The following is a 22420-nucleotide window of genomic DNA, read 5'->3' as shown; positions in this document are numbered from 1 at the left end:
TGAATGGAATGCAGTATCGTACAGAAAAAGACACGATCGGTGAAATTCAAGTTGAAGCTGACAAAATGTGGGGCGCGCAAACACAGCGCAGTGTCCAGAACTTTGCCATCGGAACAGAACGTATGCCCCATGAAGTGGTCATGGCATTTGCTCAATTGAAAAAAGCGACAGCCAAGGCGAACCACAAGCTTGGCAAAATGTCCGACGCGAAAATGCGCGCAATCGAAACCGCTGCCAACGAAGTCATCGCCGGTAAATGGAACGATCATTTCCCGCTCGTCGTCTGGCAAACAGGAAGCGGCACGCAGTCCAATATGAACATGAACGAAGTATTGGCGCGCCGTGGAAATGAAATTTTGGCGGAACAAGGATCAGATGAACAACTTCATCCGAACGATGATGTCAATATGTCCCAAAGCTCGAACGATACATACCCAACGGCGATGCACGTTGCTGGCGTTCTAGCAGTTACGGAGCAATTGATCCCAGCGGTCCAGAAGTTGAAAACGACACTGGATGAAAAAGCGAAGAAATTCGACGAAGTCATCAAAATTGGCCGTACGCATTTACAGGATGCTACACCGCTCACATTAGGCCAGGAAATCAGCGGCTGGCGTCACATGTTGGTGAAAAGCGAACGCATGATCAAAGAAAGCGTAGAGCATATGCGTGAACTGGCAATCGGCGGAACAGCAGTCGGGACAGGCATCAACGCAGACCCGAAATTCGGTGGCTATGTAGCGGAATTTATCGCACAAGCGGTCGGCATGGAATTTACTTCAGCAGAAAATAAATTCCATGCATTGACTAGCCATGACGAAATGGTCTACGTGCACGGAGCAGTGAAAGCACTTGCGGCGGATGCGATGAAGATCGCCAACGACGTACGCTGGCTGGCAAGCGGCCCGCGCAGCGGCATCGGCGAGATTACGATTCCGGCGAATGAGCCAGGCAGCTCGATCATGCCAGGGAAAGTCAACCCGACGCAAAGTGAAGCCTTGACGATGGTATCGGCACAAGTCATGGGTAATGACGCGGCGATCGGCTTTGCGGCAAGCCAAGGGAATTTTGAACTCAATGTCTTCAAACCGGTCATTGCCTATAACTTCTTGCAATCGGTTCGCTTGCTGACAGATTCACTCATTTCCTTTAACGATAATTGTGCGATCGGCATTGAAGCGAACTTGGACGTCATCGAAAACCACGTGAAGAATTCCTTGATGCTCGTGACATCCCTGAACCCGCATATCGGCTACGAAAAAGCGGCAGCCATTGCCAAGCAAGCACATAACGAAGGCACTACATTAAAAGAATCAGCAGTCAAGAGCGGCCATTTAACGTCGGAGCAATTCGACGAATGGGTGCGCCCGGAGAATATGGTAGGAAAATAATGCAAACAGCCGGGGATTTCCCGGCTGTTTTTTTGTGGAACAAGGAGTTTCACGCCAGTAAATAGAAGTAGAGGGAACGAGAGTGATGAAATCGCTCCAGGCGGACGCTTTCGTGGGTCATGCAGCTGGCGCGACAGGAAGTCGTGCTGCCAGGGCAAGACTGATGTCGCTCGGTCGCTATGCTCCCTGTGGGGTCTCAAGACTCATGTTGCTCCTTCGCTGTGCTCCGTCACTGCTCCCGCAGGAAGCGAATCGTGTTTGACACGATTCGTTTGCGACGCAAGAGCGGAGCGATGTGGGAGCACATCTTTGCCCTTCGCCGCCTTCTACTCTTTCATCAAGACTATTAATAGTAAAACACTACAAAAATTACAGAAGAGGTGCAGCATGCAAAAACCATTTATTACATCATGGAGCGGCGGCAAAGATTCCGCTTTGGCATATTACCGGGCAGTACAGCAAGGGCATGTGCCGATCGCATTGTTTACGATGTTCGAAGAAGACGGAGAACGCTCAAGATCCCATGGGCTAAGAAAGAAAATCCTGGAAGCGCAAGCGGAACGAATGGGCTTGCCTTTGGTGATTGGACAAGCAGACTGGTCAGGGTACGAAGAGGAGTTTATCCATCATTTACAGAATTTCAAAGAGCAAGGCATCGAAATGGGTGTCTACGGTGATATTGATCTGCAGGACCATCTCGATTGGATTGAAAAAGTCAGTGAAAAAGCAGAACTTGACGTCTTGCATCCATTATGGCAAGAAGCCCGCCAATCGCTTTTGGAAGAACTGATCGCAGAAGAGTTCAAAGCTGTTATTACGGTAGTTGATACCGCGCGTGTCGGAGAGGAGTTTCTCGGACGCGTCTTCACCCGGGAACTGATCGAAGAATTGGAAGCACTCGGCATTGATGCCTGCGGAGAAGAAGGGGAATTCCATACGACATTGGTGGATGGCCCGATTTTTGTCGAGCCATTGCCAGTGGAGCTTGGAACCATTGTGCATAACGGCCAGTACGCGATGCTTGAGATGAAACTTCAAACAGGGGAGTGATGGAATATGATCCAGATCATCAGTGTTGAAGAAAAGCATATCCGCCAAATGTCGGCATTGCTGTCAAAACGCCAGGCGAGGGAGCGGAAGATTTTCCCGTACCTGCCGGATAAATTCGAGGAAATTGACGAGGCGGAAGTGGTTATCCGCAAGCAGCTTGAGCGTCCTTATGTCAGTGGCGTGGTTGCTGTGCGCGGCATCGACGTCATCGGATACCTGATTTATGAGTTTAAAGAAGAAGCGCATCGCGGCCGTTACGTATGGATGGATTATGAATCGATGGCTATCAGTGAGCATGAACATCCGCGCCTGTTGCGCTTATTGTATGCAGATGCCGGAACAGAGTGGATCAAGCATGGCTATTTCCATCATGTGCTGATGGCGTCACTCGGAGACGAAATGGTATTCGAGCAATGGATTGATCAAGGATTCGCCTTCGAGCAAAAATACGCCATCCTGTCGCTAGATGATTACGAACCCAAAAACGGGACGTTGCCGGATCTTGAATTTCGCCGTGGCACAAAAGCGGATGCCCTGCTCTTGAAAAAAATGGCAGTATGGAATAGCATCCATCAGGCAGCCGCCCCTTCTTGGCATCCGATTACAAGAGAGGCGATGGAAAATGTCCAGAAAAGCTATGTCGCACTGACCGAAGACGAAGAGGCCTATCTATGGCTCGTTACCCAAGGCGACCAAGCTGCCGGCTTCCATGTGTATTTCCGTAAGAAAGACTCTTTCAGTTTGGTGACTCCAGAAAATTGTGTGGAACTGCTGGCTGCTTCGACCAACCCTGATATGCGCGGCCGTGGCATCGGCCGGGCATTGGCCAACCATTGCTGCAGTGAATTGAAGAAAGAGGGCTATGATTATATCTTTGCCGATTGGCATACGCCGAACCAAATGGCATCCTATTTTTGGCCGCGGATGGGTTTCCAACCGGTCATGGTCAGGATGTCGCGTCAAATCGATCCGCGCATTTCATGGGCGCACGGACAGGACTAAGAGCGAGCATCGCTTTACTTGCTCGTGGAAACTGACTTCGTTATACTCGTAGGCGTGTTGGAAATAATGATATTTCCCAGGCCTTTTCTGAAAAACTACATTTCTTTGTAGTTTTTTTCTTTTTTATGATTACAGTGCAAAACTGTGGGGAAGGCAAGAAAGGGATTAAATAATTGAGGGGGATTCGATGGAAAAGAAAGGCTTGATCGATTACCGGATTTTTCTTCCGGCTTTGATCATTATCATCGCAATCAGCGTTCCGCTCGCGCTTTATGAAAGCCGTTCACTGGAATTGCTGAATGGGATTTTTACGACAATTGTTGACGTATTCAGCTGGGGCTATCTCTGGTACGGCATTATATTAGTTGGGGCTGCGTTGTATTTTTCGTATTCCAAATACGGCGATATCGTGCTCGGCGACCCGGCAGAAAAACCGCGCTTGACTTTATTTGAGTATGCTTCTATTTTAATCGCCATGGGACTCGGTTCGACAATTATGCGCACCGGTATGCTGCAATGGACATCGGTTGCGAACAACCCGCCGGCCGGCATGGACGCAGGTTCGCCGGAATCGATCCTGATGGGCAACGCCTACAGCATGTTCTTATGGGGCTTTCAAGTATTCGCGATTTTCGTTATGATCGCCCCGGCGATGGCTTATACGCTGCACGTCAAGAAAAAGCCGATGATGCGCATGTCTGAAGCGGCTCGACCGGTTTTCGGCGATAAGTTGACGGATGGTTGGGCAGGTCGCCTGCTTGATATCCTGTTCTTGCTCAGCATCATGACAGGTGCTGCCGTAACGCTTGGTTTGGGTGCGCCTATCATCACCTATAATATTTCTGCTTTATTGAATATTGACGTAACGTTTGTGTTGACCCTCATTGTCACTATCGTATGGGTAGCCCTGTTCTCTGTCAGCGCCTATCTCGGGGTGGAAAAAGGCATTAAACGTCTCAGTACGTTCAATATCTATTTAGCTGGCGCCTTTACAGTGTTTATTCTATTGGCTGGGCCGGGTGTCTTTATCTTGAATTACTTCTCGGACAGCGTTGCTTCGCTGTTCACCAATTACTTGAGTTTTTCACTCAATACTGACTCGGTCTATCAAGGTGCAGCGTCGCATGTGCAAAGCAATACGGTGTTCTGGTTTGCTTATAGCGCTACATGGGCGATGCTGCATTCGGTGTTTGCGGCCCGTATTTCAAGAGGGCGCACCATCCGCGAGATGATCATGACCTATCTATTGGCGCCGACGCTGTTGTCTTGGATCGCGACAGGCGTTCTCGGCGGGCTTGGTGTTCACCGTTACTTAACGGGAGAATTGCCGATTTTGGATATGGTGAAGGAAAACCGGATGGCTGTCATTCCTGAAATTCTTTCAACCTTGCCGTTTGGCGGGCTCGCAATCGTCGTCTTCATTATCGTCGCGCTCATCTTCCTAACGACGACGCTCGATTCGACGACTTACACGATTGCGGCTTATACGAGTACGCTCGATATGAGTAAAAACGAACCGCCGAAAATTTTGCGTATCCTAGTGGCTGGCATCATCACCGTCATTTCGCTGGTGCTCATGAGAATCGGCGGCTTGGCACCATTAGAAGTTGTTTCCGGCTTGATGGGCTTGCCAATCATTTTTATCACCTTCCTGATGATTTATTCAGCGAAAAAAATGATGGACCAAGACCGGGCTTGGCTTACGAATGTGCGGGACAAAGAAACACCTTTGAAACGGTCGAAGCAGAAAACGAAAAGCGAATAAGTGTTCAGCTTATCTGGGCGCCCGGCTTCGATCGTGTCGAACGAAAGCCGGGCGCTTTTATGTGTAGAAAACAATCAATCGCCTCTTCTGACAAGGAAATTCTGGACAAATTTGGTTGTAGCGTGGAAGATAAAGATAACGTCATCGGTTCGAATGCTGAAAGTAAGAAACCGATCGGCTAATTGACGAATGTTAAAAGTGTAAATGACCGACTCATTAAAGGGAGTGTTGAAAAATGTACAAGAAAATTCTACTTGCTGTGGACGGTTCTGACCATTCAGTCCGCGCAGCTAAAGAAGCCGTGAAAATTGCAAAAGGATCTGATGATTCACAGGTCACCATCGTTTTTGTAGCAGATCACGACAACGCAAAAAACGAAGTGCTTCACAGCGGCAGTTCCGCGGAGCTCGATTTCCAGCGCCGCAAGAAATTGCAGCCGGTCGAAGAAGCGATCGCATCGGAGAAAATTAAATACCGTGTCGAAATCCTACACGGGACGCCGGGCCCGGCGATTGTCGAATTCGCTAACGAAGAAGCGTTCGACATGCTCGTAATTGGCAGCCGGGGCTTGAATTCTCTGCAGGAAATGGTGCTTGGCAGCGTTAGCCACAAAGTGGTCAAGCGCGCGAACTGTCCGGTATTGATCGTCAAATAAGAAAAAGGGCTCCCGGGTGGAGCCCTTTTTGCTGTAGCAGGCAGGGAGGAGAACTAAGTGAAACATACTGCGCCAATACATACGCCGTTTTATTATGGCTGGGTCATCGTCGCGATTTCGGCGTTGTCGTATTTCTTTTCGGGACCTGGCCAAACATTTTCCAATGCCATTTTCATTGATTATTATATCGAAGAGTTCGGATGGAGCCGCTCAACGGTGTCGGGCATTTATTCTGCGGCCACCTTGCTCGCTGGTTTTTTGATCTTCATGGTCGGCAGGCTGTTCGATAGTCAGGGAGCGCGCAAGATGGCGGTGATCATTTCTGGCTTGCTGGGGCTTGCTTGTTTGTTTAATGGCTTGATCGCCAACACCTTCATGCTGTTTGTTGGTTTCTTTTTCATCCGTTTGCTCGGACAAGGCTCCATGTCACTAACGCCAAAGTCATTGGTCCCTCAATGGTTTATCGTCAAAAGAGGGCGTGCACTCAGCTTGGCTGCACTTGGAGCGATGGTCGGCTCTGCGGTTTTTCCGCTGCTCAATGTGTGGTTGATTGAAACGGTTGGTTGGCGCATGGCGTGGATGTTGCTTGGTGCGTTTGTAGTGGTCATTTTCACGCCACTCGCGTTTTTGCTAATCCGCAACAAGCCGGAAGATATCGGTTTGCGTCCGGACGGGGAAGTGATTCCTGAAGGGGAAACGGCAGAAAAAAGCTTGTCAGCCGATATCAGTTGGACCGTGAAAGAAGCGCAAAAAACACGCGCTTTCTGGTTGCTGTTGTTTTGTGTCGCAACACCAGCCCTAGTGAACACAGGCATCACGTTCCATTTGGTGTCGATTTTCTCGCAGCAATCGCTGACACCCGAAGCGGCAGCGACCGTGCTCAGCTTGATGGCTGTCGTTGGGTTTCCTATCACGTTCTTGGCCGGCTATTTGCTAGATAAAATCGAAGTGCGCTGGATGCTGGTCGCGTTATTTGCTGGGGAGATCCTGTTCATCTTGCTGCTCCAGCAAGCGACCGTTCTGTCGTTAGCGATCCTGTTTGGCGTTGTATGGGGAGTCGTGTCAGGAATTGAGCGGGTTACCTTAAGCATTGTCTGGCCCAATTACTACGGTCGGCAGTATATCGGCAGCATCAGTGGCATCGCCATGGCAGTTATGGTCATCGGTTCGGCTCTAGGCCCCTTGCCGTTTGGCTTGTTTTACGATTTTCTCGGCGGCTACGACGAAGCCTTGAGCTTTCTCCTCATTATCCCGGCCATGGCAATCGTCGCATCCATCCTAGCCAAACCACCTGTAAAAGAAGAACTGAAAACAGAACAATAAAAAAAGAGCGCACTGGCGCTCTTTTTCAATTCTCCAAATAACGATACAAAGTAGACTTGCTAATGCCGGTCTGTTCTTTGATTTCCGCTAAGCTATGTGATTTGTTTTTATACATCTCGATTGCTTTTTTGACATTGGCATCGGGTTTGCGCGGACGCCCGGCGTGCATGCCTTTTTGTTTGGCTTCCGTTAAGCCGGCTTTGGTTTTGGCGCTGATGGAGTCGCTTTGGAAGTCGGCAATCGCTTTTGTGATCTCCAAAAAAGAAAACGAAGTTCCTTTCGTAGTGTCGATCTGTTCTTCAACGGCATAAAGAAAGGCAGCCTTGTCTTCCAGCACTTCCACCAAATCGACTAAATGCCTTGTCGAATCCGCTAACACATGAAGTTTCATGACAACAATGTGGTCACCGGGTTTCACGGCTGCCATCATTGTGTCGAGCGCTATCCGCTGTTTGGGGGAACTATGTGATTCTATATGGATCGCCTCACAGCCGAACTCTTCAAAAAGGGCCTGCTGCTTGTGGCAGTCTAAATCTTCTTCAATGGCTCTTGCATAACCGATTCGCACCTAAAAAACCCCTCGCTGTACAAAGTGAATACATTATAACATATTAATTTTTAATAAAAACGGCCCAAAAAGGTTCCATTAATGGAGCGTCGGTGCTAAACTGTTTTCATTGTGAAAAAATAAGATTTCCGGTTCAGCGGAAATTTGCAAATAACCAATAGAGGAGCACGACCAAGTGAAACAAAGTCTTAAAACCCAATGGTTTGGGAATATCCGAGGGGATATCCTGTCGGGGATCCTCGTAGCCATCGCGCTTATCCCAGAAGCCATTGCCTTCTCGATCATTGCGGGGGTTGATCCCATGGTCGGCTTGTATGCTTCCTTCAGCATCGCCGTCATCATTGCCTTCGTCGGTGGACGCCCAGGCATGATTTCAGCCGCAACCGGCGCGATGGCGCTATTGATGGTGCCGCTTGTCCGTGACCACGGGCTGGAATACTTGCTCGCTGCCACGATTTTGACAGGGGTTATCCAACTCTTGTTCGGCGTCTTCAAAGTCGCAAAAGTGATGAAATTCATCCCGCGCGCCGTCATGATCGGCTTCGTTAACGCACTGGCCATTTTGATTTTTATGGCGCAAGTGCCGCATTTCATCGGCATCAACACGATGACCTATGTATTTGTGGCAATTACACTGGCCATCATCTATATCGTCCCGCGCTTTTTCAAAGCTATTCCAGCCCCGCTCATTGCGCTGGTCGTATTGACGGTCGTGGCCATCTATTCTGGATTCGAACTGCGCACAGTGGGCGACCTTGGCACAATCAGCCAGACGCTTCCGAGCTTCCTGTTGCCGGATGTGCCGTTCAATTTGCAAACCTTGTCGATCATCTTCCCATATTCACTTGCGTTAGCGATTGTCGGCTTGCTTGAATCGCTCTTGACGGCAAATATCGTCGATGACATGACCGATACAACGAGCGATAAGAATAAAGAAGCAAGAGGGCAGGGAATCGCCAACTTCATCACCGGTTTCTTCGGCGGAATGGCGGGCTGTGCGATGATTGGGCAATCGGTCATCAACGTTAAATCGGGCGGCCGTGGCCGCTTGTCGGCACTCGTTGCCGGTACGTTCCTGATGTTCTTGATCATCGTTCTCGGCAATGTCGTCGTGCAGATCCCGATGCCGGTGCTTGTCGGCATCATGATCATGGTGTCGATCGGCACATTCGACTGGGCTTCGTTCACTTACTTGAAAAAAGCGCCGAAAACCGATTCGATCGTGATGGTCGCAACGGTCGCCATCGTTGTCTACACGCACGATTTATCGATTGGTGTACTGGCGGGCGTCTTGCTAAGCGCCATCTTCTTCGTCTCGAAAATTTCCAAGATCAAAGTGGAAAAGCGCCTGCTCGATGCGACGCAATATCGTGTCGAAGGCCAATTATTCTTCGCTTCAGTTGAGGATTTCCTGGAGAAATTCGATTTCGATATCGAACGCGAAAAAGTGGTTATCGATTTCACGGATGCCCATATTTGGGACGATTCCGGCGTTGGTGCCGTCGACCGGGTCGTGCTGAAATTCCGCGAAAACGCCAACGAAGTGGAAGTAACTGGCTTAGATGCCGGCAGCCAGAAACTGGTCGATCAATTGGCGATTTTCAAAAGTTCGAATGCAAAACTGCCCACTCATTGATTGAGCATAGTGAAAGCCCGTCCTTCTAATGGAGGACGGGCTTTTTTGTGTTTTGTGGCATAAAGAAAATCAAGTAATTAGCAAAAAGATGCAATGTGTTCACTTTTTAGAAATATTTTCTATTTAAACAAAATTTTTATATTATATAATAACCGTAACTAGGCATCATAGGAAAAGAGGGATCATTGTGAAAAAGACATTCATCGGGGTGGTAATCATCTTGCTGCTATTGCTGACACCATTCATCATCTGGCTGTTTCAAGGAAGCGAGCCTTTGAACGTGGCGATTGTCGACAAAACCGTCCCAACGGAAAATTACCGCGAACATAAAGGGCTGACTTGGGTGTTGAACCATAACCGTTTTGTCAAAGAGGATGAGTCGGACTACCGCGCAGATACGGATTACTTCGGGTTTATGCCGGATGAAACCGACAAGGATTATGAAATTCGCGGCATCGAGGAACTCGGATTGGGCTATGATTTGATTTATTTGGCTGATGCCTACGGGGTATATGAAGACGATCTCCCTTGGCAAGAGGCCAAAGGTGAACGCTCCGAGCTCATCTATGGCGGCTTGGAGATGGCTGAATGGCAGGCGATCAAGCAGCAAGTAATCAATACGGGCAGTGATTTAGTCGTTGAATTCAATACATTCGCTTCCCCGACAGATGCTGCCGTCAGCACGGATATGGAAGAATTTTTAGGCATTAAGTGGAGTGGCTGGAGCGGCCGCTATTTTCCTGACTTAGCAGGTGCCGAGGTGCCTGCATGGATCGTCCAGAATTATGAACAGGAGGCAGAAGAATGGCAGTTTACGGGCGGAGGGTTCGTGCTTGTTGAAGATGCCAGTGGCGAGATTGTTGTGTTGTCTGAAGAGCGGGGCGATATCGAAAATGCTGGACTGCATGTGAAATTCACAGACTCTGGGCAAACGGCTTTCGGTCTTCAGGAAAGCCCGACGTTCGACTATTGGTTTGATATCAATGAAGTGCAAGGACAGACCGAAGTGCTTGCCGAATACGAATGGTCTCTCGGCGAACAAGGCCAAGCGGCGCTTTCCGAACGCGGGATTCCGGAGAATTTTCCGGCCGTCATGCACACGACTGTAAATGATGCGGACGTCTATTATTTTGCTGGCGACTTTGTTGACGTCGAGGATGTGCCGTCATTCTACCAATACGGGGGGCTTGCCAAGATGCGGGATTGGATGTCATTTGGCGGCAACGATAGTTTTTATTGGAAAACGTATGTGCCAATGATGGAAACGATTCTTGCGGATAGTTCGGCAAAAGAGCAAGAAACAGCATCACAAGTGTCAACAGCCGCCGAAAAAGACGGGATTTCCTATCCATCGCGTGTAAACGGCGAGCAGTTTGAAGTGTTCGAAGATGGCGAGTGGAAAGAATTCACCGTCAAAGGCGTCAATATGGGCATGGCAAAACCCGGCACATTCCCTGGCGAAGCAGCGATCACCCGCGAGGAATATGACCGCTGGTTCAAGGCAATCGGGGAAATGAACGCCAATGCGATTCGCGTCTATACGCTTCACCCGCCTGCTTTCTATGAAGCATTGGCCAAGTACAATGAATCAGCCGAAACGCCGCTGTATGTATACCACGGCGTATGGATTGATGAAGGGCCGCTAGAAGAAACCTTGGATGCGTTCACGCCTGAGATTACAGAGCGTTTCCAACAGGAAATGAAAAAAGTAGCCGATGCGGTTCATGGTGACGCGAAAGTTGACGAAGAGCCGGGACACGCTTCCGGAACTTACACGGCAGACGTTTCCGATTACGTCATCGGCTGGATGATCGGTATTGAATGGTACCCGTTCACAGTCGACGAGATGAACCACAAGTACCCGGATCTTGGTGAGTTTTCGGGCACATTCATCGAAACCGAAGATGCCAATCCAATGGAGCATTGGATTGCCGAGCAGTTGGACGTTTTAGCTGTCTATGAATACGAGACCTATGACAGCATGCGCCCGCTCAGCTTTACAAACTGGGTAACAACGGATAATATCGACCAGCCGGCGGAGCCGAGCGAGCAGGAAGACTTGGCGACCGTCGATCCAAATCATATACGTACGACCGGTGAATTGACCGAAGTGGGTATGTTTGCTTCCTATCACGTCTATCCGTATTATCCGGATTTCCTCAACTTAGAAGAGAAATACACGGAATTTATCGACCACCGCGGCGAGCGCAATAATTATGCGGGGTATTTGCGAGATTTGAACGAATCACACGATATGCCATTGCTGATTGCAGAGTTCGGGGTACCGGCTTCAAGGGGCATGACCCATAAAAACCCATTCGGCTGGAACCAAGGCTTTATTTCCGAGAGTGAGCAAGGGGAAATCGTCAGCCATTTGTATGAAGATATCCTAGAAGAAGGGATGCTTGGCGGTTTGGTGTTCACTTGGCAGGATGAATGGTTCAAGCGTACATGGAATACGATGGATTATGACAATCCGGACGAGCGCCCGTTCTGGTCCAATGCCCAAACAAATGAGCAGCAATTCGGCTTATTGAGTTTTGACCGCCATAAGGTGAAAGTCGACGGCGAAGACGATTGGCAGAACGGATCGCTGCTGCATGAAAAAGAGCAAGGAGCCCTGCGTTCGCTATCGATGGATTCCGATGAGCGCTATGTATACGTCAAAGCGGAGTTCGATTCACAAGAGGAGTGGTGGAATGAAGACCGCTTCCGCCTGTACTTCAGTGTTCGAGAAGATCAGGGAATCGAAGTGTCAGACAGCTTCCTGGCTGATTTCGAACTAACCATCAACGGGGAGGATGCGGCGCTTAAAGTAGCCGGCGATTACGACACTTTCTATTACGATTACCACAAACGGTTGGAGATGATTCCACAAGAGCCGGATATCGAAAACAACTTCCATCCGATGCGCCTGGCGTTGAATAAGGAATTCACGCGCCCAGATACAGGAGAAGTCTATCCTTTTGAGTATTATGAGACAGGGAAGCTGCGCTTTGGCATAGCAGACCCCGAAGACGATCAATACGATTCATTGAATGACTATTATTATTCAGAAGAGGCCGGAATTTTGGAAATTCGGATTCCGTGGATGCTGTTGAATGCGAAAGACCCGGCGAAAAAGGAATTCACGGGTGACTTGCAAGAAGACGGTATTGCAGCAAGTATGACAGTAGAGGGGATAGAAGCTGCAGCGGTTCTGGAGAATTCGGACGGAAAAGAACTGGAATCGATGGGATTGGACAGCAGCAAGCTGTACTCATGGGAACCATGGGGGTTGCCGCAAACACAGGAACGCTTGAAAGAATCCTATTACATTTTGCAAGAAATGTTCAAAAATACTGAGTGAAGAAAAGACCCATTACCGGGCTACCCGAGAACCGTTAGGAACAACTAACGGCCTAGAGGCAGTTCGCGCTGGGTCTTTTTTTATTGTGAACAGCTGAAGAAAGAGCGGAGCTTCAGCTATTTCATTCGCGAAAAAACAAATGAAAATAATTCTCATTTAGTTCTTGAAAGTAGTTTTTATTCTGCTATACTAATAAATGTGGTTAAGTGATAATGATTATCAGTATCATCTGATCAATGAAGGGAGCGGTTTTTCAAGCGTCATCGAAGAAAGATTACATAATGCAGTGCGGATGTCCTTCATCCAATAATTTCAATAGAAGAGGAGACGAAAAAAATGAAGAAATGGTTAGCGGCAATTTTGGTATTAATGATGTTTGCAGTTCTCGCAGCTTGCGGTGCAGAAGAAGAGGCGACAGACAGCCAAACGGCGGATGCACAAACAACGGAAACGGTTAAAGTGACGCATGAACTGGGCGAGACGGAAGTTCCGAAAAATCCTGAGAAAGTCGTCGTATTCGATTTCGGGATTCTCGATACACTCGATCAATTGGGAGTAGAAGCTGTGGCAGGCGTTGCACAAGGGAATATTCCTACGTATTTGGAGCAATACGAAGACACTGAGAAATACGAAAACATCGGCACATTGAAAGAAGCGGATTTTGAAGCGATCCACGCCATGGATCCGGACTTGATTATTATTTCTGGCCGCCAAGCGGAAATGTATAACGAGTTCAGCGACATCGCACCGACTATTCACTTAGGCGTGGACACTACGGATTACATGAACTCGTTCACGACGAATATGGAAACAGTAGGGGAAATCTTCGGCAAAGAAGCGGAAGTTAAAGAAGAGCTTGCAGCCATTAACGAGCAAATCGAAGGCATCAAAGAGAAAACAGCAAGTTCTGAAGAAAAAGGCTTGATTGTTCTAGCTAACGAAGGGAAAGTCAGTGCATACGGTGCAGCTTCACGTTTTGGCATCATCCATGACGTGTTCGGCGTCAAACAAGCGGACGAAGGCATCGAAGCGTCTACGCATGGCCAAAGCATCACGTACGAATACATCCTCGATACGAACCCAGACATGATGTTCGTCGTCGACCGCAATGCAGCAGTCGGCAATGACGCAAGTGCGAAAGATTCATTGGAAAACGAATTGGTCCAGAAAACGAACGCTTACCAAAACGATAAGATCATTTACTTGGATCCGGATTACTGGTACCTGTCCGGTGGTGGGCTGCAGTCTGTCAGCGAAATGGTCAACGCCATCGAATCTGCATTTTAATCACAAAAGCCTCGGGATGCCGGGGCTTTTTCTCAATCACGGGGAGGGATAGGAGTATGGAGCAAATCAATTCTTATATCAATAAAGTGTTTGTCGAGCAAGATGAAGTGCTAGAAGGTGTACTTACCGCCATCAACGAAAAAGGCATGCGGCCGATTTCGGTATCGCCAGCATCCGGAAAACTGCTGACGATGCTCGTGGCGATGACGGGAGCAGAAAAAGTGTTGGAAATCGGCGCACTCGGCGGCTATAGTGGCATTTGCCTGGCGCGGGGCTTTGGTGCCAAAGGCCATTTGACTTCACTAGAATTGGAGCAGGACTATGCCGAATTGGCAAACACCCAGTTGATAAAGGCGGGGTTCGACGGGCAAGTTAACTATCTGACCGGAACTGCCTTGGAGAGCTTAGCGAAACTGAAAGACCAGGGGCGGACATTCGATTTCTTTTTCATCGATGCAGATAAGGAGAATTACGAAAACTATTTAGTTGCTTGCTTGGAACTTGCAGAAAACGGGGCATTGATCGTCGCCGATAATGTCCTAGCAGGGGGAAGTGTGGCAGAGGCGGGTAAAGAGCGCCAGCACACCGAAGCGATGCAGAAGTTCAACGAAACAGCTGCAAGGCATCCGCAATTGGAGTCGATTCTGCTGCCCGTCGGTGATGGCTTGCTCGTGTCGAGAGTGAAAAAGTAACAAAAGGACAGAAGGTGTGAGAGCCTTCTGTCCTTTGCTCTATAAATAGAGCAGAGTTTATTCATATTTGCGGAAAAAGGCGAGCGTGCCGTCGATGATCCGTTGTTGGTCGTGATCAAGCGTCGCCACATGGTAGCTGTCGGGCATTTCGATGAGGTCTTTTTCCTCAGAAGAAATATGATCGAAAATGAATGTTGAATTAACTGGCGGAACGACATGGTCTTCCGGTGAGACGAACAGCAGTGTCGGGCAATGGATAGCCGATAGGTTTTTTTGGACCAAATCCATGAAGGACAAGATCTCTTTGACGGAAGCGACTGGTGTTTTGTCGTAGGCAAGCTCAGTGATGCCCGGTTTTTTGATATCGGATCCGATAGCGTCCAAAAAGCGTACATCCTGCAATTCTCTGACGCCTTCCATGTCGGGGACTTCGACAGCGGCGTTAATCAAGGAAATAGCGCGGATCTCCGGATGGTTTTCCGCCATATACAAAGCGAGCGTGCCGCCCATCGACAAGCCTGCCACGAATATCTTATCGCAGCGCTCCGATAGCGAGGCGTAAGCTTCCTCTACAGAAGCGATCCAGTCCTGATATGTGCTTGTTTCCATATCTTCATAATGCGTGCCATGCCCTTTAAGGCGCGGGGCATAGACGCTATATCCTTCTTTTGCAAAAGCTTCGGCAAGCGGGCGCATGCTTTGTGTCGTGCCGGTAAAGCCGTGGGAGATGAGAATTCCCGTTTTCCCTCCTTCTGAAATAAACGGCTCTGCGCCGGGAAGTACATCGAAATCGTTTGTCATCCAAAAACCTCCTTTTAGGTAGTCCTTAAGTATTCGTTGCTTTTTGGGAAAATCCTTCCCCATCAATCGCCTCAAAAAGGAGTGCTATACTAATGGAAGAGTAATCAACTGGGGGAGATCGCGTGCAAAACGTACAGGAATATACGCAATTGATCGAGCAGTTCGAGAACGGCCCTTATTTCCAGATGCTCGGTTTTGAAATCGACCGGGTGGAGTACGGCAAGGCGTCTATGCGTTTGAAGAAAAAAACCGAAAATGACAATATGCAAAACATGCTTCATGGCGGTGCGATCATGTCGGGAATCGATATCGTCATGGGCTTAGCTTCTCGGTCGCTTGGGAGTGACGCGGTTTCGACGATTCAAATGGAAGTTCGCTTCATCAAAAGTTTGGCGGAAGGAACGGCCATTTTCCATGCTGAAATGCTGCATCAGACGAATAGTACAGTAATCCTGACAGGACGTGTCGTCAGCGATCAAGACGAATTATTGGCGTATAGCACTGGCACTTTCAAATTATAAATTTCAATAGCTCCTTTTCGCATCTGGCGAAAGGGAGTTTTTTTGATTGGCTGCAATTGGAAGCCGTTCTCTTGACCCATGGATGACAGCTTGTTATAATTACTTTTAATTAAAGATATTTTAATTCGAAGTAAAGAGGTGGAATATAAATGGAGTTCTCCAACCAAAACCTGAAAGCTGTGACGGTTTTGATTCGCGCGGCTGATGCTGTCCATGACGCCATCAAACGCGACGTAGCGGGATACGGCTTGAACGCGACGGAATTCTCTGTGCTTGAATTGCTTTATCATCAAGGCCGCCAGCCCATACAGGCAATCGGCAAGAGAGTGTTGATAGCGAGCAGCAGTATCACCTATGTAGTCGATAAGCTGGAACAAAAAGGCTATGTCGAACGGGAAGCGTGCAAAGAAGACCGGCGTGTAACGTATGCGCTTTTGACGGACGACGGCCAGGAATTGATGAAGCGGATCTTCCCTGAACATGAACGGCAGATGGATAAAGTGTTTGCCGGGCTTGAGCAAGAAGAAGTAATGGAATTGATCGAGAAGCTGAAAAAAGTAGGCTATGAAGCACAAGACAGCAACGAAACGGAAGATAGAAAACCAACAGACAAGGAGCGGTATGCATGAACGAATTGAAAGGGATCCACCACGTAACGGCGATTACGAGCAGCGCCGAGAAGAATTATGAGTTTTTCACTTATGTATTGGGTATGAGATTGGTCAAGAAAACGGTGAACCAAGATGATATCCAAACCTATCACTTGTTTTTCGCTGACGATAAAGGCTCTGCTGGGACGGATATGACTTTCTTTGATTTTCCTGGAATCCCGAAAGGCTCTCACGGCACAAACGAAATTTACAAAACGGCTTTCCGCGTACCGACGGACGAAGCGCTTAGCTATTGGGAAAAACGTTTTGACAAATATGAAGTGCAGCATAGTGCTATAACCGAGCAATTCGGCGGCAAAACTTTGTCGTTCACAGATTTTGACGACCAGCAGTATATGCTTGTATCAGACGAGAACAACAAAGGCGTACAGGCAGGCACGCCGTGGCAGCACGGCCCGGTTCCGCTTGAATTTGCCGTCACCGGCCTTGGCCCGATTCATATTCGCATCGGCCAATTCGATTATTTAAAGGAAGTATTGGAAAAAGCGATGCATATGCGCGAGATCGCCAATGAGGGGCAGCTTCATTTATTCGAGATGGGCGAAGGCGGCAATGGTGCGCAAGTGATTGTCGAGCATAATGCAGCTTTGCCGTCCGGCCAGCAAGGCTTCGGCACGGTGCATCACGCCGCCTTCCGCGTGGCGGACCGCGAAGCGTTGAACGAGTGGATCGGCCATATGCAGGACATTGGATTCTCTACTTCCGGCTATGTCGACCGCTTCTTCTTCGAATCATTGTATGCACGAGTCGCACCCGGTCTGTTGTTCGAATGGGCAACGGATGGTCCGGGCTTCATGGGCGACGAGCCATATGAAACGCTCGGCGAGAAATTATCCTTGCCGCCGTTCTTGGAACCGAAGCGCGAACAGATTGAAAGCATGGTGCGCCCGATCGATACCGAGCGCAGCACGAAGACTATCGAAAAAGAATACCTATAAGGAAAATCCGGCACTGCTCATAATGGGCAGTGCTTTTTAACGCTGAGGAAAAGCAGAAAGAATGCCCAAAATCCAAAAAAATGGGGCGATTTTGGGAACTTATCCCACTTATGGGCGTAAGTATAGATAGAAAGAGGAAAGGGGAGAATGGCGATGCCGAAATGCCGAAATTGCGGGACGACATGGACGTGGGGGCAGACTGTCTGGCGGCTGTTCACACTCGGGGATAGCTTGACTTGCCCGGCTTGCCGGCAAGAGCAATACGTTTCCATGGAATCGCGGAAGAAGACCAGCTTGTTTGTCTTTGCCGCTCCGCTCATCATGTTCATTTCGGTGGCTTTCGGCATCGATCCGTTCGTTTCCCTCGCGCTATTCTTGGCTTCCTTTTTAGTAATCATGGGCATTTACCCATTCTTCATCGAATTGACAGACGAGCGCGGGCCGATGTGGTGATGAGTAAAAAATCCGAGTTTCTTTCTAGGGATTGAGTTGGTTGCGCTCAACAAATGAATATTCTTTTCTGGACAGCTCCAGAAGCTTACGCTAAACTTACAGATAATCATCTATAGCGTTCTTCGGGGTCGGGTGAAATTCCCAATCGACGGTAACGGAGCAATCCAAAGCCCGTGAGCCTTTCGGGGCAGGATTTGGTGCAAGTCCAAAGCCGACAGTTAAAGTCTGGATGGGAGAAGAACCGTCAAACAGCCTACTAGCAATCGCTTAGGTTTCTTTGATATGCACTTTCAAGGCCCCTTTCTTTTATAGAAGGGGCCTTTTTTGCATACTGTGGATGATCAACTGAATAGTATTCCTTCGGGGTCGGGTGAAATTCCCAATCGACGGTAACGGAGCAATCCGAAGCCCGTGAGCCTTACGAGGCAGGATTTGGTGAGAGTCCAAAGCCGACAGTTAAAGTCTGGATGGGAGAAGGAAGAACACGGAAATTATAGAGCAATCTATAGTTCTATTTCCTATTGTCTTCTAACCCATTGGTTTATCAATGGGTTTTTATTATGTTGTGAAAGGCGTGATCAAGTGGATGATCAGCAAATCATGAAGCAAGCACTAGAGCTGGCGCAATCAGCCGCCGGACAGACTTCGCCAAATCCGCTTGTCGGCTCGGTGATTGTCAAAAAGGGCCGCATTATCGGCATGGGCGCGCACCTGAAAGCGGGGCAGCCCCACGCAGAAATCCATGCGCTGAATATGGCAGGCAGTGAAGCGCAAGGCGCAGATTTGTATGTGACACTGGAGCCTTGCAGCCATCATGGCCGGACAGGCCCTTGCGCAGACGCGATTATTCGTGCGGGCATTCGCCGTGTTGTTGTCGCGGTGCTGGACCCGAACCCACTTGTCTCAGGCCAAGGTATTCAAAAGCTTGAAGCCGCCGGAGTGATCGTAGAGACCGGCGTCTGCGAACAGCAAGCAGCGGAGTTAAATCGAATGTTCTTCACCTATATCCGCAAAAATCGACCTTTTGTGACATTGAAGCACGCCATTACCTTAGACGGCAAAATCGCGGTAACCGGTGGCCGTTCGGAAAAAATAACAGGACCGGATGTTCAGCAAGACGTTCATAAACTGCGCTTGCTGCACGACGCCATCCTAGTCGGTGCACAGACTGTAGCACTCGACAACCCCCGCTTGACCAATCGGTTTGCCGACTCCCCGAGGCAACCGGTCCGCGTCATATTGGATCACCATTTACGAATCCCGATCGAGAGCCACATTATTCAAGTACCTGATGCCCCTACTTGGATTATTGTCGGATCAGGGGTGGATATCGATAGCCGCGGAGCTTTTCCAGAGCATGTCGAAATCTTGCAGCTGGATACGCCCGATGTAGACATTGCCGCAGCATTGAAAGTGCTGGCTGCGCGCAAAATTTTATCGGTACTTGTGGAAGGCGGCCAAAAAATCAATACCGCTTTCTTGCAAAGCAAGCAAGTGGATGAAATCGCAACGTATATCGCGCCAATCATTCTCGGCGACGAAGGAACCGTTTCGGTATTCGGTGATCTGCACGCCAGTTCCGCATCAAACGGCGTCCGCTTGGAGACGCAGAAAGTAGAACGAATCGGAACGGATTTGAAGATCATCTCCACCTTAAAGGAGTGACACACATGTTTACAGGCATTATCGAAGAAACTGGACAGCTCGCAAGCATTAAACGCGGTGCGTCCAGCATGGAAATGACGATACGTGCAACTGTCGTCTTAGAAGAAACAAAAATCGGCGACAGCATTTCAGTAGAAGGCGTGTGCTTAACCGTGACTTCAATGTCGAATGGCCGATTTACGGTGGATGTCATGCCGGAAACCTTTCACGGCACCACACTTTCGTCATTAAGTACCTCTAGCTCCGTCAACCTCGAGCGGGCGATGGCGGCGAATGGCCGTTTTGGTGGACATCTTGTCGCTGGCCATATCGACGGGGTCGGCAAAATTTTACGCAAGCGCCCTCAGGAAAACTCCTTGTATATCGATATCGCAGCGCCTGCCGAATTGCTTGCACAGTCCATCGTCAAAGGGTCTGTTGCCATCGACGGCGTCAGTTTGACGATCTTCGAACTCAGCGAAAACCACCTGACCGTTTCGCTTATTCCTCATACAGCTGGGGAAACGACTCTAGGCGGTAAAAAAGCTGGCGATTCAGTCAATCTCGAAACCGATATGTTCGGGAAATACGTGCAGCGTTTTATGGAGCATGCGCCAAAACAACCGATGAACGCCGATTATTTGCGGCGCCACGGATTTTAAAGGAGCAAAACCGATGCTAAATACAATTGAAGAAGCAGTAAAGGATTTGCAGGTAGGAAAAGTCATTATTCTGGTTGATGATGAATCAAGAGAAAACGAAGGCGATTTCGTCTGTCTCGCAGAACATGCGACGCCTGAGAACATCAATTTCATGGCCACGCACGGCCGGGGGCTTATCTGCACGCCGGTCTCGCCGGACATCGCCTTGCGATTGAAACTCGATCAAATGGTCAGCCATAATACCGACCACCACGAAACGGCGTTTACCGTCAGCATCGACCATAAAGATGCCAAGACGGGCATCAGTGCATTTGAACGGTCGGACACCATCTTGCAGATGCTCGATACGAAAGCCGTGCCGCAAGATTTCAAACGGCCTGGGCATGTCTTTCCGCTCGTCGCGAAACTGGGCGGCGTATTCCAGCGCCAAGGCCATACGGAAGCGTCTGTTGATTTGGCGCGTCTATCCGGCAGTGAGCCGGCAGCGGTGATTTGTGAAATCATGAATGCGGATGGCACGATGTCGCGCATGCCTGATTTGGAAAAATTAGCGGATGCGCTGGAGTTAAAAATCATCACGATCGAAGACCTCTATGCGTACCGTGCAGAAAAAGACCCGCTCATCACGCGTGAATCGAGTGTCCATATGCCGACTGATTTCGGCGAGTTCCGCATGGTCGGCTATTCCAACCGGCTGGACGCGGAAGAACATGTGGCCATCGTCAAAGGCAATCCGGAATCAGTAGAAGCGCCGATTGTGCGCATTCATTCCGAATGTTTGACGGGCGATATTTTCCACTCGCGCCGTTGCGACTGCGGGGCACAACTGGCCAAGTCACTCAAATTGATCGAACAGGCAGGAGCGGGCATCGTCCTTTATATGAGGCAAGAAGGGCGTGGCATCGGCTTGTTGAACAAGCTGAAAGCCTATGAATTGCAAGAACAGGGCTTGGACACTGTCGAAGCGAATGAACAGCTCGGCTTTCCTGCAGAGATGCGCGACTATACTTTATGCGCGTTGATGCTGAAGGATCTAGGCGTATCGCGTGTCCGGCTGCTGACGAACAACCCAGCCAAGACAGACGCACTGATCGAATACGGCATTCAAGTGGAAGAGCGGCTGGCGCTCATCATTCCACCAACGGAAGACAATACGCAGTACATGGAAACGAAAAAACAACGCATGCACCATCTAATCGACTAAGGAGTGTTCATAATGGAAACAGTTTACGAAGCTAATTTAATCGGATCGGATTTAAAAATAGGGATCGTTACAGGCAGATTCAACGACTTCATCACATCGCGCTTATTGGACGGCGCAGTGGATGGCTTGGTGCGCCACGGCGTCAATAAGGAAAACATCGACACCGCTTGGGTGCCAGGGGCATTTGAACTGCCGCTGGTCGCGAAGAAAATGGCGGAAACGAAAAAATACGATGCGGTCATCGCGCTTGGCACGGTTATCCGCGGTTCTACGACGCATTACGATTACGTCTGCAATGAAGCGGCGAAAGGCATCGCGCAAGCAGGCATGTCGACAGGCGTCCCAGTCATCTTCGGCGTCTTAACGACAGAGACAATCGAGCAGGCGATTGAACGCGCTGGCACTAAAGCCGGCAACAAAGGCTACGAAGCGGCAGTTTCCGCTGTCGAAATGGGCAATTTGATGAAAGCATTCGATTGATCGCGTAGAGCGAAAAAAGAACTTCATTGTGTTCTTGATGAGAACGCTTGGTGGCTGCTGATTGCCGTTCCTGAAATTTAACTGTATAAAAAAAGAACTTGCATTCATGAAAGAATGCGAGTTCTTTTTTGTAATATCCCTTATATTTCGAAATCACTTGAAGCTTAATTATAATAATGCATTGACAATTAACTGAAATTTTAGAATAATGAAAAATGAGATAGCTATTATCCTTAAAATGGAAAGGAGGAGGGAGCGCGGGCTCATGGTAGAAAGCAGTCTGGATGCATAAAAGTTTGAATGTGTTATTAAAAAAGGGGTGAAGAGA

General features: G+C 48.9%; 20 protein-coding genes and 2 riboswitches. Of the genes, 18 read left to right on the top strand and 2 right to left on the bottom strand.

Features of this window, described 5'->3' with window-relative positions; translation table 11 throughout:
• Positions 1 to 8: 8 nt before the first annotated feature.
• The 6 genes from fumC (at position 9) to KTG14_RS03095 (ending at position 7186) form a co-directional block, all read left to right on the top strand.
• Entirely contained in the window at positions 9 to 1391 is a 1383-nt protein-coding gene (fumC, locus tag KTG14_RS03120) for a class II fumarate hydratase (RefSeq protein WP_216969385.1), read from the top strand.
• A gap of 387 nt (positions 1392 to 1778) precedes the next feature.
• Positions 1779 to 2441, top strand: coding sequence for a Dph6-related ATP pyrophosphatase (locus KTG14_RS03115; RefSeq protein WP_216969383.1), 663 nt, complete (start codon positions 1779 to 1781; stop codon positions 2439 to 2441).
• Positions 2442 to 2447: 6 nt separating this feature from the next.
• Positions 2448 to 3443 carry a GNAT family N-acetyltransferase gene (locus KTG14_RS03110; protein WP_216969380.1) on the top strand — a complete coding sequence of 332 codons (996 nt, stop codon included), beginning with the start codon at positions 2448 to 2450 and terminating at the stop codon, positions 3441 to 3443.
• A 187-nt stretch (positions 3444 to 3630) separates the two neighbouring features.
• The gene (locus tag KTG14_RS03105) at positions 3631 to 5208 is read left to right on the top strand and encodes a BCCT family transporter (protein ID WP_216969378.1); all 1578 of its coding nucleotides are present in this window, start codon (positions 3631 to 3633) and stop codon (positions 5206 to 5208) included.
• A gap of 235 nt (positions 5209 to 5443) precedes the next feature.
• The gene (locus KTG14_RS03100) at positions 5444 to 5863 is read left to right on the top strand and encodes a universal stress protein (protein WP_069577324.1); all 420 of its coding nucleotides are present in this window, start codon (positions 5444 to 5446) and stop codon (positions 5861 to 5863) included.
• A 57-nt stretch (positions 5864 to 5920) separates the two neighbouring features.
• Complete coding sequence (locus KTG14_RS03095) at positions 5921 to 7186, top strand: MFS transporter (protein ID WP_216969376.1); 1266 nt, start codon at positions 5921 to 5923, stop codon at positions 7184 to 7186.
• Positions 7187 to 7211: 25 nt separating this feature from the next.
• Here KTG14_RS03095 and KTG14_RS17795 read toward each other — a convergent pair whose 3' ends face one another.
• On the bottom strand, positions 7212 to 7754 hold the full coding sequence (locus tag KTG14_RS17795) for a recombinase family protein (RefSeq protein WP_068460191.1): 543 nt from the start codon (positions 7752 to 7754) through the stop codon (positions 7212 to 7214).
• Between the two features lie 175 nt (positions 7755 to 7929).
• Here KTG14_RS17795 and KTG14_RS03085 point away from each other — a divergent pair, with 175 nt between their 5' ends.
• The 4 genes from KTG14_RS03085 (at position 7930) to KTG14_RS03070 (ending at position 14718) form a co-directional block, all read left to right on the top strand.
• Entirely contained in the window at positions 7930 to 9390 is a 1461-nt protein-coding gene (locus tag KTG14_RS03085) for a SulP family inorganic anion transporter (RefSeq protein WP_216969374.1), read from the top strand.
• Positions 9391 to 9577: 187 nt separating this feature from the next.
• The gene (locus tag KTG14_RS03080; RefSeq protein ID WP_216969372.1) at positions 9578 to 12739 is read left to right on the top strand and encodes a glycoside hydrolase family 2 protein; all 3162 of its coding nucleotides are present in this window, start codon (positions 9578 to 9580) and stop codon (positions 12737 to 12739) included.
• Between the two features lie 336 nt (positions 12740 to 13075).
• Complete coding sequence (locus KTG14_RS03075; protein WP_216969370.1) at positions 13076 to 14026, top strand: siderophore ABC transporter substrate-binding protein; 951 nt, start codon at positions 13076 to 13078, stop codon at positions 14024 to 14026.
• Between the two features lie 56 nt (positions 14027 to 14082).
• A complete protein-coding gene (locus KTG14_RS03070; RefSeq protein ID WP_216969369.1) occupies positions 14083 to 14718 on the top strand; it encodes an O-methyltransferase in 636 nt (211 codons plus the stop codon).
• A gap of 57 nt (positions 14719 to 14775) precedes the next feature.
• On the opposite strand, the gene KTG14_RS03065 is transcribed toward KTG14_RS03070, so the two are convergent.
• The gene (locus KTG14_RS03065; RefSeq protein WP_216969367.1) at positions 14776 to 15519 is read right to left on the bottom strand and encodes an alpha/beta hydrolase; all 744 of its coding nucleotides are present in this window, start codon (positions 15517 to 15519) and stop codon (positions 14776 to 14778) included.
• A gap of 122 nt (positions 15520 to 15641) precedes the next feature.
• Between KTG14_RS03065 and KTG14_RS03060 the strand changes: the two genes are divergently transcribed.
• The 8 genes from KTG14_RS03060 (at position 15642) to ribH (ending at position 22092) form a co-directional block, all read left to right on the top strand.
• Entirely contained in the window at positions 15642 to 16040 is a 399-nt protein-coding gene (locus tag KTG14_RS03060) for a PaaI family thioesterase (RefSeq protein ID WP_216969365.1), read from the top strand.
• Positions 16041 to 16189: 149 nt separating this feature from the next.
• Positions 16190 to 16669 (top strand): MarR family winged helix-turn-helix transcriptional regulator, encoded by a 480-nt coding sequence (locus KTG14_RS03055; RefSeq protein WP_216969363.1) that lies wholly within the window; start codon positions 16190 to 16192, stop codon positions 16667 to 16669.
• Complete coding sequence (locus tag KTG14_RS03050; RefSeq protein WP_216969361.1) at positions 16666 to 17649, top strand: ring-cleaving dioxygenase; 984 nt, start codon at positions 16666 to 16668, stop codon at positions 17647 to 17649. The genes KTG14_RS03055 and KTG14_RS03050 overlap by 4 nt, the downstream gene beginning before the upstream one ends.
• Before the next feature lie 153 nt (positions 17650 to 17802).
• A complete protein-coding gene (locus tag KTG14_RS03045) occupies positions 17803 to 18102 on the top strand; it encodes a TIGR04104 family putative zinc finger protein (RefSeq protein ID WP_216969359.1) in 300 nt (99 codons plus the stop codon).
• Between the two features lie 114 nt (positions 18103 to 18216).
• Positions 18217 to 18347: riboswitch (FMN riboswitch) on the top strand.
• Positions 18348 to 18454: 107 nt separating this feature from the next.
• Positions 18455 to 18585, top strand: a riboswitch (FMN riboswitch).
• Positions 18586 to 18684: 99 nt separating this feature from the next.
• Positions 18685 to 19767 carry a bifunctional diaminohydroxyphosphoribosylaminopyrimidine deaminase/5-amino-6-(5-phosphoribosylamino)uracil reductase RibD gene (gene ribD / locus KTG14_RS03040; RefSeq protein ID WP_216969357.1) on the top strand — a complete coding sequence of 361 codons (1083 nt, stop codon included), beginning with the start codon at positions 18685 to 18687 and terminating at the stop codon, positions 19765 to 19767.
• A 5-nt stretch (positions 19768 to 19772) separates the two neighbouring features.
• Positions 19773 to 20408 carry a riboflavin synthase gene (gene ribE / locus KTG14_RS03035; RefSeq protein ID WP_216969355.1) on the top strand — a complete coding sequence of 212 codons (636 nt, stop codon included), beginning with the start codon at positions 19773 to 19775 and terminating at the stop codon, positions 20406 to 20408.
• 13 nt (positions 20409 to 20421) lie between these two features.
• Positions 20422 to 21612 (top strand): bifunctional 3,4-dihydroxy-2-butanone-4-phosphate synthase/GTP cyclohydrolase II, encoded by a 1191-nt coding sequence (locus tag KTG14_RS03030; protein ID WP_216969353.1) that lies wholly within the window; start codon positions 20422 to 20424, stop codon positions 21610 to 21612.
• A 12-nt stretch (positions 21613 to 21624) separates the two neighbouring features.
• On the top strand, positions 21625 to 22092 hold the full coding sequence (gene ribH / locus KTG14_RS03025) for a 6,7-dimethyl-8-ribityllumazine synthase (protein ID WP_216969351.1): 468 nt from the start codon (positions 21625 to 21627) through the stop codon (positions 22090 to 22092).
• Positions 22093 to 22420: the final 328 nt, after the last annotated feature.

Source organism: Planococcus sp. CP5-4_YE (assembly GCF_019042655.1).
Lineage (GTDB): Bacteria > Bacillota > Bacilli > Bacillales_A > Planococcaceae > Planococcus.
This window is presented reverse-complemented; position numbering and strand designations above follow the sequence as displayed.